15 protein-coding genes are annotated in these 14,332 nt (G+C 53.9%); 6 read left to right on the top strand and 9 right to left on the bottom strand.

Going from position 1 to position 14,332, the window contains the following annotated elements; genetic code table 11:
- Positions 1-821: 821 nt before the first annotated feature.
- Both NP511_RS22535 and NP511_RS22530 read right to left on the bottom strand, forming a co-directional pair.
- Positions 822-2,273, bottom strand: coding sequence for an outer membrane protein assembly factor BamB family protein (locus tag NP511_RS22535; protein WP_084158404.1), 1,452 nt, complete (start codon positions 2,271-2,273; stop codon positions 822-824).
- 218 nt (positions 2,274-2,491) lie between these two features.
- The gene (locus NP511_RS22530) at positions 2,492-3,127 is read right to left on the bottom strand and encodes an IS6 family transposase (RefSeq protein ID WP_084158415.1); all 636 of its coding nucleotides are present in this window, start codon (positions 3,125-3,127) and stop codon (positions 2,492-2,494) included.
- Between the two features lie 191 nt (positions 3,128-3,318).
- Here NP511_RS22530 and NP511_RS22525 point away from each other — a divergent pair, with 191 nt between their 5' ends.
- Entirely contained in the window at positions 3,319-4,203 is an 885-nt protein-coding gene (locus NP511_RS22525; RefSeq protein WP_084158403.1) for an IS1595 family transposase, read from the top strand.
- 13 nt (positions 4,204-4,216) lie between these two features.
- Here NP511_RS22525 and NP511_RS22520 read toward each other — a convergent pair whose 3' ends face one another.
- Together NP511_RS22520 and yaaA are read right to left on the bottom strand one after the other, a co-directional pair.
- Positions 4,217-4,510, bottom strand: coding sequence for a hypothetical protein (locus NP511_RS22520; protein ID WP_211249147.1), 294 nt, complete (start codon positions 4,508-4,510; stop codon positions 4,217-4,219).
- The gene (gene yaaA / locus NP511_RS22515) at positions 4,510-5,133 is read right to left on the bottom strand and encodes a peroxide stress protein YaaA (RefSeq protein ID WP_084158401.1); all 624 of its coding nucleotides are present in this window, start codon (positions 5,131-5,133) and stop codon (positions 4,510-4,512) included. The genes NP511_RS22520 and yaaA overlap by 1 nt, the downstream gene beginning before the upstream one ends.
- Before the next feature lie 140 nt (positions 5,134-5,273).
- On the opposite strand from yaaA, the gene NP511_RS22510 reads away from it, so the two are divergent.
- The gene (locus NP511_RS22510) at positions 5,274-5,546 is read left to right on the top strand and encodes a hypothetical protein (protein ID WP_049967204.1); all 273 of its coding nucleotides are present in this window, start codon (positions 5,274-5,276) and stop codon (positions 5,544-5,546) included.
- Between the two features lie 81 nt (positions 5,547-5,627).
- Here NP511_RS22510 and NP511_RS22505 read toward each other — a convergent pair whose 3' ends face one another.
- Together NP511_RS22505 and NP511_RS22500 are read right to left on the bottom strand one after the other, a co-directional pair.
- The gene (locus tag NP511_RS22505; RefSeq protein ID WP_049967203.1) at positions 5,628-7,361 is read right to left on the bottom strand and encodes a hypothetical protein; all 1,734 of its coding nucleotides are present in this window, start codon (positions 7,359-7,361) and stop codon (positions 5,628-5,630) included.
- A gap of 282 nt (positions 7,362-7,643) precedes the next feature.
- On the bottom strand, positions 7,644-8,114 hold the full coding sequence (locus tag NP511_RS22500) for an outer membrane protein assembly factor BamB family protein (protein ID WP_084158400.1): 471 nt from the start codon (positions 8,112-8,114) through the stop codon (positions 7,644-7,646).
- 159 nt (positions 8,115-8,273) lie between these two features.
- On the opposite strand from NP511_RS22500, the gene NP511_RS22495 reads away from it, so the two are divergent.
- The 3 genes from NP511_RS22495 to NP511_RS22485 all read left to right on the top strand — a co-directional run bounded on the left by NP511_RS22495 (position 8,274) and on the right by NP511_RS22485 (position 11,089).
- Positions 8,274-9,158, top strand: coding sequence for a universal stress protein (locus NP511_RS22495; RefSeq protein ID WP_084158398.1), 885 nt, complete (start codon positions 8,274-8,276; stop codon positions 9,156-9,158).
- 285 nt (positions 9,159-9,443) lie between these two features.
- Entirely contained in the window at positions 9,444-10,622 is a 1,179-nt protein-coding gene (locus NP511_RS22490; RefSeq protein WP_049967200.1) for an inorganic phosphate transporter, read from the top strand.
- Positions 10,623-10,660: 38 nt separating this feature from the next.
- Entirely contained in the window at positions 10,661-11,089 is a 429-nt protein-coding gene (locus NP511_RS22485) for a universal stress protein (protein ID WP_084158397.1), read from the top strand.
- 45 nt (positions 11,090-11,134) lie between these two features.
- Here the strand turns inward: NP511_RS22485 and NP511_RS22480 are convergent, their stop codons facing one another.
- Entirely contained in the window at positions 11,135-11,980 is an 846-nt protein-coding gene (locus NP511_RS22480; protein WP_084158395.1) for a universal stress protein, read from the bottom strand.
- Between the two features lie 140 nt (positions 11,981-12,120).
- Positions 12,121-12,942 carry an IS5 family transposase gene (locus NP511_RS22475; protein WP_049967198.1) on the bottom strand — a complete coding sequence of 274 codons (822 nt, stop codon included), beginning with the start codon at positions 12,940-12,942 and terminating at the stop codon, positions 12,121-12,123.
- Positions 12,943-13,112: 170 nt separating this feature from the next.
- Between NP511_RS22475 and NP511_RS22470 the strand changes: the two genes are divergently transcribed.
- Positions 13,113-13,526: a hypothetical protein gene (locus tag NP511_RS22470; RefSeq protein ID WP_049967197.1), complete on the top strand. Its 414-nt coding sequence runs from the start codon at positions 13,113-13,115 to the stop codon at positions 13,524-13,526.
- A 76-nt stretch (positions 13,527-13,602) separates the two neighbouring features.
- Here the strand turns inward: NP511_RS22470 and NP511_RS22465 are convergent, their stop codons facing one another.
- Positions 13,603-14,052: a hypothetical protein gene (locus NP511_RS22465; protein ID WP_049967196.1), complete on the bottom strand. Its 450-nt coding sequence runs from the start codon at positions 14,050-14,052 to the stop codon at positions 13,603-13,605.
- Positions 14,053-14,332: the final 280 nt, after the last annotated feature.

Below are 14,332 nucleotides of genomic sequence, written 5' to 3'. Positions count from 1 at the left end.
TTTTCACGGACACCACGTTTCGAGTGAACCCGACGGCCACGAAGTACTTACTCTGCGGCTCCATTGGAGTCCCCTGTCGCGTGGGCCACGGCGCGACAATCGATCGCAGATCATCACCGCCCGGCGTCAGTCGTTGCCAGACGGTCGCCAGACGGGACGGGGGACTTTTCGACGTAGGACACACCACGGACAGAGTGAAAATCAGATAGCCCTCAACATGACGGTTGTATAGCGGGCGATTCCAAGTTCGTTGGAATCGAGACGAGATTGATAATCGCTACGTCGAACATATTCACTGTCGCGTTCCCACCGCGCGACACGATCCAACCAGCACCCATCCCGGTTTCGCCCAATATCCGTCCGGCGGCCATCCCCTAAGCCCATCCGGGCGGTTGAGGTATTCTCGAGACGGAAGCCATACAACCATCCCGAGCACTCTGTAGAGGATTCACTACTCGATCAAGCAGTAGCTGTCCGAGCGATCTCACATTCACTTGGAAATCACTTCCCTCATCACCCAACGGCCCGGGCACTCTCCACCTACCATTTTTACTAAGAGTCGCAACTTGAGGTGTTCGTCGACAGTCTCAACGGGCCCGATGTCAATCCACGAATTGAGAGCAATCTGTCAAAGACACGGCTTCGGCCGGCTTCAGGCAGTCGTACGTGGAGATACTCCAAGACCTGTAAGTGGACCTCGCAAAATGGCAAACGGATATAGTATTAACTTTCGAGACGATAGTTCTAAATCGTCAAGTAAGAACTTACGAACCACAACTTTGTCGACCTGATCCTCACATAGGCCAGTTCTTTTACTACGTTTATGATTGTTCGTCGTGTCGGTGTCGTAGTACAACAGCTCCACTGATACCCGCTACTGCTGCCAATACACCGAAGCCAGATGTCCCGTCAGCGGAATTCGACGGTCCACTGTCAGAACCGTCGACATCATCCGATGACCCGTTGTCATTAGTGGTCTGATTACTCTCGCCATCAGATTGTTCTTTACCACTGATCACCTCGCGCTCTTCCGATCCTTCGTTGACATCATCGGGATGGACGGGCTGGGGTTCGGATTGCTGGTCACCGCCGCCAAAGTCAATTTCTCCAAATTCTACCGGTTCACCAGCCCAGGAATTGGTATGGCCGAACGTTCCAAACCGAACTCGTGATCCGGTACTCGACGTGTCGCTATGGGCTTGGACTGCCTCCACGTGGCCGGCATCACCACTCAGATAAACGACACCGTTTGAAACCGTCGCTCCGGTGAGCGACTCGTTGGCAGACGCATAGCTCCACCGTCGGTCGCCAGTTTGAGTATCGAGAGCGTACAGCGTACCAGTAGTTGTCCCGATATAGACGGTATCGCCCGCGACTGTCGGTGGGGAACCGAGATAACCGTCAAACTGTGTCGACCACTGTCCCCCGCCACTGATCTTGAAGGCATGAAGGGTACCATCCATCGCTGAAACGAACACGGTTCCGTTCGCGACGGTCGGCGTCTCATAGACGGCGTCACTCGTTCCAGAAGACCAGAGTCGATCACCTGACTGTGCATCTATCCGATAAGCGTTGCCAGCTTCATCGCCGACGAAAACCGAACTGGCGGCGACTGTCGGTGCGCTGGCGACGTAGCCCTTTGTCTGATGGTGCCAGATCTGATCGCCCGTCGCTGCATCAATAGCAAAGATACCCCCGTCGTCGCTGTCTTTGACGTTTGGCGAACTGCCGACAAAGACTGTACCACCGACTACAGTTGGCGTGCTAGCGTTCAACTCCTGGGTACGGAACTCCCAGTTCTGCTCGCCTGTCGCCGCATCGAGCGCGATGACGGTATTAGCATCTCCGAGGAAGACAGTCCCGTCGACAACTGTTGGCGCAGTCTCAACGGCACCGCCCATCGGACGCTCCCAAAGTTGGTCGCCAGTCTCGGCATCCAACGCCCGGATGGTGCTACTTGCCTCGACGTACACGGTGTCGTCAACAACCGTTGGAGACGTGTCGACGGTGCGTACGTCTGTCGACCAGCGCTCGTCACCAGTCGCCGCATCAATAGCGTACACGGTTCCAGTAGGCGTGTTCGGTCGGTTGTCGCTACCAGTGTAGACTGCCCCGTCAACGATTGTCGGCGAACCACCGATCGATCCGTTGGTCTTGACACTCCATTCGGCCTCGCCGGACGCGAGCATGCGCCCAGATACAGTAGCCGTTTGCAGCGCGGCGATCCCAAGAGCAGTCCCCCCACAACGACGCAGGAATGAACGTCGTTCCATGTGCCACTCATGAAATAGAGAAGCGAAAAATGTTGTGGGGAAGGAATTTACAGTTAATCCTAACTATGGACGCCGTTAGGCGACTGTCATAATCGATGCAGTGGTCCGCTGCGAGCAGCCACGTACTCTCGAGCGTTCGAAATCGGCGTTTGCACAATGAACTGAGAACTCGGATAGTGCAACGACAATCGGGAGACCCTCAAGACGATCGGTCGTGTTTAGTTTGTAGCATTGTGCCAGACTGCGAAGGCTTGGAGCCAGGATTCAGCTGTTGACGGTTTTGCGTGACTGAAACAGTTTGAGAACGAAGAGGTACGACGCTTTATATCGCGAAAGACACGCTCAGAAGCGTTCTGATTTCCATGTTTTTCGTATCGAAATCGGAGCCCAGATCGACGGAGTGCAGTCTGGAGATGTTTTGCTCCATCGACGAGAAACACGGCGTTCTCGACGTCGTGTTTCTCGGTCAGTTCCTGTGAAAATAGCTCTGTAAGAGCGGTCGTAGTTGTCGAGAACAGCCGTATATGGAGCAACTCGTTCGATTTGGGAGCGACAGCAGCATACAGCCAGTACTGTTGATTGTCGATCCGAATCACCGTCTCGTCGAGCGCAACGTGATTCGGTGACGCATCAGTGGCGGGCTGTAGATCACACTTGTGGATCCAATCGTGAACGGCCTTCCGTGAACGCTGGACACCGAACTTCTCCAATTCTCGAACGGTATTCGAAAGCGATAATCCGGACAGATGGAGTCGAATACCCAACTCCATCAGTTGACGCGGTGTCCGCTCACGCTCCACAAAATCCAAATCAATCCAGCCGCTACTACCGCTGAGGCGTGCGATTTCTGCCATGAACCAGCTGGAAATCAGCACGCCTCACTTTTCACGCTTAACTAAACACCACCGGACCGAGCCATCGTTATCCTATTTTCGCGCTCTCAAGATTCGCGTATCGCTCATCCGTAGGAGATTGTTGATACTGCTGAGCGGTCGCTGTGGAGTCGAAGAGGACAAGGGCACCGCGTCAGCGGTGCCCGACACGAATGATTCCGTTAGATGTGTTCGGTTCGGAATCGGTCGCAGCGGACCTGCTGCAACAGGTTCGCTGGCGTGACGGTGTTACCTGCCCTCGCTGCCGTTCTGACCGCACGGTCAGAAACGGCAGCTACAGAGAGTTTCAACGGTATCTCTGTAAGAATTGCGACCGCACGTTCAACGACAAGACAGGCACGATCTTCGCTCACTCGAAGATTGCGCTCCGTCGGTGGCTGTTCTCGATCTACGCGTTTCTCCGCTTTAACACGAGTCTTCGGCAGCTACAGTGCGAAATCGAGGTGACACACAAGACGATCCACCGGCGCATCGAGCGCTTCACCAGAGCGCTCGATGCGCCTTCCCTCGATCTTGTCGGACCAGTCGAAATCGACGAAGTGTACGTCTCTGCCGGGAAGAAAGGCCGCGAGCGCGACCAACCGTCGCGCTCGCGTGGCCTGTCCACGCGTGGACGTGGTTCGTATGATGGCGACAAGCCACCCGTGTTCATTCTCGCTGATCGTGGAACTGAACAGCGGTACGTGATCCCAGCGAAAGCCGCCGACGAATCGACGATTCGACTCCTCTTGGCCGACCGCCAAGAGGAGTCGTTGACTGTCTATACTGACGGCTTTCGAGCGTACGAGCCACTCGAAGAGGACGACACATTCACCCGTGAATACGTCGTCCACGGTGACGGTGAATACGCCGACGAAGAGGTCCATGTCAATACCTGCGAGAGCCACGCGTCGCTGACGCGACGGTGGCTCTCGCCGCATCGAGGTATCTCGAAAGATAAGCTGACACAGTATCTCAGAGCGTTCCAGCTTCGCCGAGAACTATATCGAAAACCGGGACGAGATGCACTCAAACACGCTATTCGAGCAACACTCTGAAATCAACAATGAACTACGCAAGAGCGTTGTAGTCAGTCAGTGATGAGACGGATGTCATTACTCCATCAAAGAACTTGGAATAATCTCCTCCGTTAATCCGCTCATGGCCAATCAAGAATTCCTTGATAGTTCGATGAATTCCGCCTCCATAATTGCTATTTATTGTCCCACCTCCGTAGAAATTCAATACAGGGAAGAGATTAGGAGTTTCAATTACTGTATCTCTGATTGATAGCGAGCCTGCTCGAGCATCTCCAGCTCTCGAAGTCACCTCAAAATCGATAGATGATATAACTGATTCAGACATTAGTTCACCCTCGCAATCCCGGATTCATCTCCTCTCAAGAACTTTTTCAGCGATCGGCCTTTTAGCCCAAGCCCATCACCAGTGATTTCGTATATGTCAGCAGATAGGTCCTCACCGAACCCACTTATTGCCTTCCGATATTCCTTTCCGGCATTGATGATAATCCGGTTATAGCCCATCCGAGATATGTAATTCTGAAGGTCTTCTCTGATTGTCGGTCCAAGTTCCATTGCTCGTTCTGAGTTCATTTGGCGATCATAGGTGGTTATCTTTTCATTAGACTTGACAAATCCATATTTTGCGGACAGAATACACACATCGATATCTGAATTTACGGTCTCTTCTCTTATCGACTTCTTTATGATTTTGAAGAAGTATCCCGAGTACAAATCGATGGCAGAGATGGGCTCATCTGTCTGTTTTTTAGATTTTGAGCAGGACTGAACAAGTAGCGTCGACATGCTCCTATCCCTGATCGTTGGTGCACTTGTATATAGTTGATGGTGAGTCACGGATTTTGAACTACTACTTGGGTTAATGACGAGTATCTCCTCGAGTTCCGGTACTGATATCTCACGGAGAATTTTGATGGCTTCAATTTCTGAATTACCATGTATCTTCATTTTATCACTTCACACTTACAGGTGAATAAAAACGAAACAGTAATGATTTCTATTTGATATGATGTCTGTTCCTGCGAGAGAAGTGGACTCGACGAATACTGTTAAGCGGATGACTGTCAAAACAACGAGACAGAACTGCAATGGCTCGCGTCACAGATCCACGGCCACCACTTCCGGAGTGGATTCTCAAGTGTTACGACCGGCTGTGTACGCAGGCATGTCAGCCAGACCAGCGAGAAGACAGTGTTCCACTGATCGACTACGACGATGCCACCGACATCCTGATCGCCGATGCAGAGTTAGCACTCGAGCAACGGGACGTCGAGCACGCACTTACTCGCCTCCTCGAGCGGGGCTACTTCTACGAAGTCGAGGATGAACTTCGGATCACGTCACCAGAAGAACAGTGCTAACGACTCTTCGAAGGGTTGCCTTGCATGCCGATAGATCGCGACACCAAGCTGCTTGAGTCGGTCTTTCACCTCGCCGCCCCATTATCGAAATTGGCCAGAGGAGACGCCTTCGCTCCGCTGGAGATCTACCTCATACTTGTCGAATACGGATTCGAATCCTTCGTCGACGATCTGCTGGACGAGTTCAGCGAACGAACTTCGATTTCCTGGATCCTCAACAAGCGACCGAAACTTGCTCTCGAAGTGGTGCCCGTGTGAGGGTCGATCCCGACTCGAGGTTTCGTGGGCTGCTTCATGCAACACCACGAGATACAGATCGTGCATCCAGACGGCACGCTGGCGACTCGTCACGGCCGAGTCGGTGATCACGATGTACGTCCTGCCGTCGGTCCAAGCATCGGCACTCGCCTCGCTGTAGTACACATTTCGTTCAATCCCAAGCTCTTTTGCGAGCACTCGAGCGAAGCGGAGATAGCGCCGTTGATCAGCGTTCAACTGCGATTCGTCCTCGATGCGATGATAGCCAGTCCAGACGCCCTCTGACTCTGCTTGCTCGCCAACATCGAACGTCTCTGGCACCGTTATCGATGTGTCCTCGTCAGTGGCGAGATCGCAAAGTCGCTGGGTCGCCGAATCACTCGTATCGAGGACGACGTAACCACGCTCGACGAGTTTGTCCGCGCCTTTTTCGGCACCGCCAACCCACCCGATTTTCGGGGCCGCCTGAATCTCCTCGAGGCTGATTCGGGACTCAGTCGCTAATTGGAACAGCTTGCGATGGGCCCACTGCTCATCCGATGACTCGGACGCCATCGCTTCGATCATTACTTCCCGACTCTCGGCGGTCAGCCGATCGTCCGAGACCTCAGCATATAGATCGTCACGTGTCTGCTCGAGCGCGTTGTCAATCCGCTGCCAGCGATCACAACCCGACTGGATGTCGTTTCGCGCAAAGTTCAGTGTCAAGTTTCCCTTCGAGACGACGCTCCCACCGACTCCGTACTCGCGCTTTGTCGTCACATACAGCCCATTGCTGTAGATATCGAGCCCCTCGTGGGGTGTATACTCGAGTGCAAGGATCGCATCCTCGGTTTCGCGTGTGAGCGACGGATGTGGCGAGTCAGCCACTGCCTCGAGTGGGTCGCCCTGATTGACTGATTCGCCGTTGATTACGACCGAGACACCCGTTCGTGACTGCACGTACGCGAACCGCTTGCGAAGATCGCGAATGTAGCGCCGCCACCGGTAGCTGTCCGGATCGGGAACTTCATCTTCGTAGTGATCGATCTCGACGAGCATCCCCTCGAGATAATGCTCAGCGTCCACAAGCTGGCCATCGCGTCCGTTGATGTCTGCCCACGTTCCAGAGTCGCGTCGATCTCGGTAGTCGAAACACAATGCGGTGTCGTGACTCCAGATGCGAACGGCACCCTTCGCGATGATCGCACCCTTGCCGATGCCCCACTCGCCGATTGTCTCGTCGTCTGCTCGTTGCTTGCTTCCTGCACCCAGCACTGAGAGGTTGCGTCGCCCTTCGGTCGACTTGAGGTCAACACCAGCGCCATCATCGAGGATAAGCGATCGTTCAGGCGAGATACTGACCAGCACACGGGATGACCCCGGACTGTCGATGCCGTTTTGGACCGCTTCACGGATCGCGTCTGTGAGATCCGCCATCTGATCCTCGATGAGGTACGTTGCGACCCGCTCGTCAGCGGTCATCGTCACGGTTTCGTTAGTCGATGGCTGACTGCCCAGCCTCGAGTCAGTTGACTCGCTCGTCGCGAACTCCGATAACGTCAGATGATCTGTCATGGTGTCCACTCATCTGGCACCACACAAACCGAACCGTGCGGTCACTTGAGAACAGGAATGAACTCTGGTTCGACCTGGCGTAGTCTCCCGATGTTCTCGAGGAATGAGTAGAGACCGGCATACAGGACAGAGTCTTCGTCGGAACCGTCTGCAGATGGGCAAACGTGTACCAGTCGCTGACAACCACATAGAACCGCTGGGCGCGAGTCATCGCGACGTTCAACTGCTGGGGGTGACCGTCAAAGAGACGCCCAGAAATGACCACGGTTGGGATCGGACTGATTATTCGACTACGAAAATATCCGAAACATTCCAGCCAAGATAGAATAACCGACCAGCGGCGACCACTGGTTGAGAGCCCACATTCTCAGCGGACCAGTGGCGAACACGGTCACCTGTCGCGGCATCCAGCATATGGACTCCTGTGTTCGCCCCTGTAGCGAGCACATGGTCGCCAATGATGACCGGCGCTCCCTTGCTAACGCCCGTCTCGAACATCCAGAGGCGATCACCAGTTGTTGCGTTGAAGGCCATCGTCCGCGCATTGCCTGCTGCGACGACGACGTGCTCGTCGTCAACTGCCGGCGGCACGTAGATGCCTGGTTCGACGTTCGCCTGCCACTCGACACTCCCATCGGCGGCAGCGAGCGCCGTCAAGGTGCCCGTCTTCGAGACGGCAAAGACCGTTTCGTTGGCGACTGCGGGAGCGGTATAAACTTCTCCGGCTCTGTTGAAACCCTCTTCTTTAGAGATGTATTCACGTGAATCTACTGCACACTACACATGCTTATTGAACACCAGTGGGAGTTCGCTTAGTGTGGTGAGTTTACGACAACGTCTTTCTGCAGTATTGACTATTCAACGTCATATTTGACCCAAGGGTATTCGGCACCATGACACGAAGTGACACTCATGGGAAACACATCCGAGTCTCGACCAATACTGGTCGCAGTTGCTAACCCTGACCACGCAGAGCAATTGGTCCGGACAGCTGGCGACCTTGCCCGGGTGACCGATGGCCTCGTGCAGATCGTTTCTGTGATCGCCAAACCGCATAACTCACCGTTTTCCCTGTATACTGATGATACGATTATTGAACAGTATTCGGGCACCAGCCAGAAAATACTCAACAAAGCAACTGAAGTTGCCCCTGACGATGTCACGGTAACAAGTGAACTAATCGTCGGCCGATCAACTGCTGATGGCGTACTCACAGCAGTTGAACAGACCAATGCGCGTGCGCTCGTCGTAGGTTGGCAAGAGCGGAAACGGAGAACAGATGCTGTCCTTGGTACTACTATCGATCGGCTTATTGAGCATGCACCGTGTGACCTCTATGTCGAACGAATTGGCCAAGAGGCGAACAGTGTCGATTCCATTCTCTTGCCAGTGGCTGGCGGTCCTCATGTCCGTCCGGCAGCATCCGTAGCGAAGGCGATTGCTGCTCGCAATGACGCCGCCGTACATGTTTTTTCAGTCGCCGCTACTGATACGGATTCCGAGACAGCACGCGAGTACATTGCAAGTGCAAAAATGAAACTCGAAGAAGCGCCTGGCCCTCCTATTCAGATGGAGCCAGTGATTCACGATGGTGACGATATAACCGAGGGAATTGTTGAGGCGGCTATTGACCATGATGTGATCGTTTTCGGAGCGACACGTCAAGGAGCCTTGCACCGCCGTCTCGTTGGTTCGGTTCCTCGCACAGTAGTACATCAGACTGACCGAACAATACTTCTTGCCCGTTCTGGTGATATTATTGAGAGGTCTGCGAAACGACTCTTGCCTTGGGTCTGATTTTCGTGACTGATTCTCAATTGTGAAGAACGCATCAATCAAATCGCCCTGTACAGAGGATTTACTCATCAGTGCAGGTGAAGAACTGTTCACTCACCGCGAGCGTCAGTAAGGGAGCGCAGAGCAAAAGGTTTGCACGAGTAGTGTACGTCTGGACTGAGTCGTCCAGTACAGAAGGTATACCGCCCAAATTGGGCGAATAGATACAACAGTTCGGTGAGGCCTGCTATAACTTATCCGTCTACTACGGTAGTTATTTTACTACGACACCCTTATTATCTACCGATGGTAGAAACCCTACTCGCAATTGGGATCGTTGCGTCTCTTTTTGTCGGGTTCAATATTGGTGGCTCATCTACCGGAATTGCGTGGGGGCCACCCGTCGGTGCTGGTATCGTCAAAAAGACGACGGCAGCAGCACTCATGACGTTTTTCGTCTTTCTCGGTGGGTGGACTGTCGGACGGAACGTGATGGACACGCTGAGCGAAGGTATCATCACGATTGATCTCACGCTGACGGCTGGCGTCGCTGTCCTCTTCTTCATTGGACTGGGCATCCTCATCGCCAATATCTTCGGCGTTCCCGTTCCAACGTCGATGACGACCGTTGGCGCGATAGCCGGTCTTGGACTCGCAACAGACACACTCAACTACGCGACCATTGCCGAGATTGTCTCGTGGTGGGTCGTCACGCCGATCATCGGGTTCTGGATTGGCGGGATTATTGGACGATACATCTATCCAGAAGTCAACCGACGGGTACAGATTGAGAAATCAGATGGCCCATTACTGACCCTCGACCGGGATGGAACGCTTCCGAAGCCCACGTTCGGCCCAAACACGACGTGGGCAGAACTCGGTACCACAGTAGTTGTGCTCGTTATCGGCTGTTACATGGCGTTCAGCGCCGGGGCAAGCAATGTCCCGAACGCTGCCGCGCCACTGGTCGGCGGAGTAGGCGGACTCCCTGACGATACGGCAATCATCATCGCTACGCTTGCGATTGGACTCGGTGGGTTCACCATTGCCCGCCGGACGATGGAATCTGTCGGGGGCGAACTGAGTGACATCCCGCTGCTCGCAGCCCTCTTCGTCATGCTCACAGCATCAACGATTACAACGCTTCTCTCGTGGATCGGGATTCCAATTAGTCTCGTGATGGCGACGGTGATGACAATCGTCGGGATCGGGTGGGGTCGTGCAACTCGCCCGATTACTTTTCGTGAGGCCGTTACTCGGGACACGGGCGAACCCGAGATCGTCCCCGGTGCAATCACCGCCGAAGAGATGGAAGGGAAACCAGCCGCGCCAATCGGAGAAGAGGAACCAGAAGAGGTGCTCAAGGCGGGTGATCTGTTCAATCCCCGAGCGATAATGAAATACATCTCGATGTGGATTATCGGCCCGTCCGTGTCTACGATCCTCGCCTACGGGTTCTTCATCCTCATCCCGGGAGTCGCCTGACACTGGGACTTAGGTAGCTGGATGACATCTCTTGAGATATGCTCTCACGAATTCTCGTTCCGATGGACAACTCCGAGCACGCTAGCCACGCGCTTGAGTACGCCCTTGAGAACCATCCCGAAGCTGATGTCACCGTCTTAAACGTCGTCGGCGTCCCGTCGATGATGATGGGGGAAGCGGTCGGTCTCTCCCTCGAAAACGACCTTGATGAAGCTGCCGCCGAACACGCTGAACCCGTTTTCGAGCGCGCCCGTGAAATTGCTGACGAGCGTGGTCGAGAGATCGACGAAATCGTCGGAGTCGGCCACCCAGCCCGGAACATTCTCGACCGAGCTGAGGATTACGATACGATTGTGCTCGGAGCACATGGCGAGGACTGGAAGCGTGCGACCCGCCGATTCCTCGTCGGGAACATCACGGAAACCGTGTCCAAACGAGCACCGGTTCCCGTTATTGTTGTTCATTAAGTCTCTCATTGCTTGCGATCACGCTGCCGATTGGAATTACTATAGTTACGTCTCGTGCGCTCGGACAGTGAGAACAGGGACAGGGGCTGATGCAAGGACTCGTTCCGTAACACTTCCTAAAACGAGACGATCTACTCCAGTTCGACGTTCCGTCCCCATCACGACAAGATCCACACCGTGCGATCCGATGTACTCTTGAATTTTGGTCGCTGGATCTCCTCGAAGAATCTGTCGCATCGTTCCGACACCAGTCGATGCTGACTGTACTGCAACTGCGTTCGTTGCCTCGCGCCCGAATTCTCGTACTGTATCCAGATATGCCGGTGCCCGAGAGATCGTGTCATCGACGACGTACACGGCGTGAACTCGTGCCGAATATGCGGCAGATAGCTCGATCCCGTGTGTAATCGCCGCCGCTGTACCGGGCCGTCCACTCGTTGGTATCAAAAACTCGTGAAACGTAGACCGAACGTTCGTGACGTTCTTGCTGACGGTGAGAACAGGCTGCGTTGCTTCCCGGACGACGCTCGTCGCAACGCTGCCGAGAACGAGTTTGCGGAGACCAGTCCGTCCTTGCGTTCCGAGCACCAGTAGATCAATCCCCTGCTGGTCAGCATACGTAAGAATCTCTTGATGAGGACGGCCCGTCCGGACGGCCAACTGGACACCGACATCGAAATCACGGCCCTTTTGTTTCGCAGTTTGGATGATTGTTTCTGCTGAATCGGCGGCGTCGATAACCGATGTCTCCCCATTTGCTTGTTCAGCGTGCGCCCCAATACACAGGATGTGGACGGACGCATTGAATTTCGCTGCGATCTCAAACCCCTGCATGACCGCTTTTGAGGCCGTGTCGCTCCCGTCAGTCGCTAAGAGGACATCATCGTACATTACGGGTAATAAGACGCCTCCTTGTTTGATGCTTGGGGGAATTTTCGCATGAATTCATCCTCTGTGTTCAGCACCCGGTCTCTGCGATCTCCCGGATAAATCGGTCATCGATCCGCTCTCTACTTGGTCTGTACTGGTCGTTAGATTGCTTGGTCGAGATTGTGGACGATACACGCAAGAGCGAGTTCACGGAACTGCTTCCACCAGCGTCGTGAACGGACGAACGCACCGTACTTCCGCTTGAGCGTTGAGTTGACTGTCTCTGATTGACTCCGCTGGCCGTAGAGGTCAGCGTCTAAGCGTGCATTCCATGCCTTGTGAAGCGATGTGAACTCACGATGCTTGATTAGTGGGCGAATCTCGTGTTGACGGGCAAGCCGTCTGATTTTCTGGTCGTCATAGCCTTTGTCCCCGAGCAGGATGTCGATAGCCTCGGGGTTGCGTTTGATCAGCGACGGAGCGATCTGGCTATCGTGTTTTCGTGTCGTCGTCACGTGTAAATCAAGGACTGCGTTCACTTTGGAATCGACCAGCAGTGTTACTTTGAGTTGCTGAATCGTGAACTCGGCGCGTTTCGTGTAGTGTTTTGAGGCGTGACTGCGGTCGAATCCCGAAGCATCGATCCCCGCAACGCCGTTGGTCGGGAGCAGTGAAACAGAGAGATTGAGCAGCACTCGCCAGACAGTCATATCGAGTCTATCGAACGCTTTACACAGTGTTGATGGGGCAGGCAGTTCAGTGAGATTGATCGCGTTCCGAATACGGGGCATCTCGATGAGTTCGTCGAGAAGTGTTCGATACGTTGTATTCTTTCGAACTTTGAGACACAGGAGGACGATGTGCTGATGGAGCGTGTAGCGTTGCTTCGAGAACTTCGAAGAGTATCGAGCTACGGCACGTTGCGCTAACTGAAATGCTTCCTCGACAAACCGGAGCAACCGAGACTTTGGGAGGGACTGCATCTACTCAAACTACCGACTGAACCTGTAACTTACTAAGGATTTCAACAGAGCCGACGGAGCTTATCGAGGATCTTCCGGGGGATTGGGAACGGGATCGTGTCTCGGAGGACCCGAACCCGACCTATACTTACCGCCACCAGTACTTGGACGTCGAGGTTAGCGTACTTGCGATGGACGCGGAGGAGATCGAGCCTGAACTGGATGCAGAATACAGCTACAGTATTAGTCTTCGGTGGGCAGCTGATGTGGTCGGCGTGGTTGAGGACTTCTTCGATGGCCCAGGAGAGATCACAACCCGCGGTGACGCCAGAGACTGGACACTAGCGTTACTGACACAGATCGAACAGCAATTCGAGCCAGGGGACACAGACTACGTCTCTCGGGCTATGAGCGCAACAATGGGGCAGCAGACGACTGGAGGATCATCTGGTCGGGTTTCCGACGCTGAGACCTGCCCTGCCTGTGATGCACCCTTCTTCCAATTTCGCGGGATGGACACCTACGAGCAGGCGCAGAATCACTTTGCCTATATGGATGATGAAGAGCACGAGGGGTGGGATATTTCGCTCGAAGAGCGACCGTAGTCATGGATTTAGTTAGCACCTTGTACTAACTCACTAACTGATCGCCGCTATTTTCGTGCATGGAGCGATTGATTCGCTACATCACATGTGACCGCAACAACCGCTCTGGCGAGCCCTCACGAATCATCACCTCTACATCTTCTCGCTCCCACCCCACCATCTTCGGGTTAGACTTCGACTGGATCAACTGCGCTGCCCCCATATTCCGCTCGGACGTGAACCCACTCATACTCACGAAATAACACACCTTACACGACGCAGTCGCCATCGAGACCTTATCGTGAAACACGCTAATATCATCCGTCCTGATAGGCTTCTCACGCCATTTGTTTTCTAACAATGTTGCATCCCCTACCAGCCGATGTAACCAGTCTGGAGCGTCCAAACACGCGACGAAGACATCGATCTCACCGGTCGCTACTTCCCGGCCAATCACTACGTCAACATCTGGAAGTTGATTGAACAACAGACCGATAAAGTAGTCGAAATACCGCCCTCGGGTTGCGCTATTGTCGATTGCCTCCAACTCTTCGAACTTCCTCCGGAAATACTCCGAACTTAAATCCCTCGCTGAATCTACGAAGGTCTCGAACTCCAGTTTGAGATCAGAAAAAAATCGATATCCTCCACGAACTCGTACACAACAGACCAGTTCGTCTTCTCACTCGGATCGAATTCCTCACCACAGAAGCAATGCATCGACTCAGCCGGCACATCACTACGCGAGGCGTATATACCGTGCTCTTGGTGGCAGTACGGACATCGAACCTTCACCTTCGCTTCAACAACATCTTCATCGCACAGTT

This window comes from Natrinema thermotolerans (genome assembly GCF_031165565.1).
In the GTDB taxonomy this organism is placed as follows: Archaea; Halobacteriota; Halobacteria; order Halobacteriales; family Natrialbaceae; genus Natrinema; species Natrinema thermotolerans.
The sequence above is the reverse complement of the archived record's forward strand: the minus strand, read 5'-3'. Positions and strand labels throughout refer to the sequence as shown.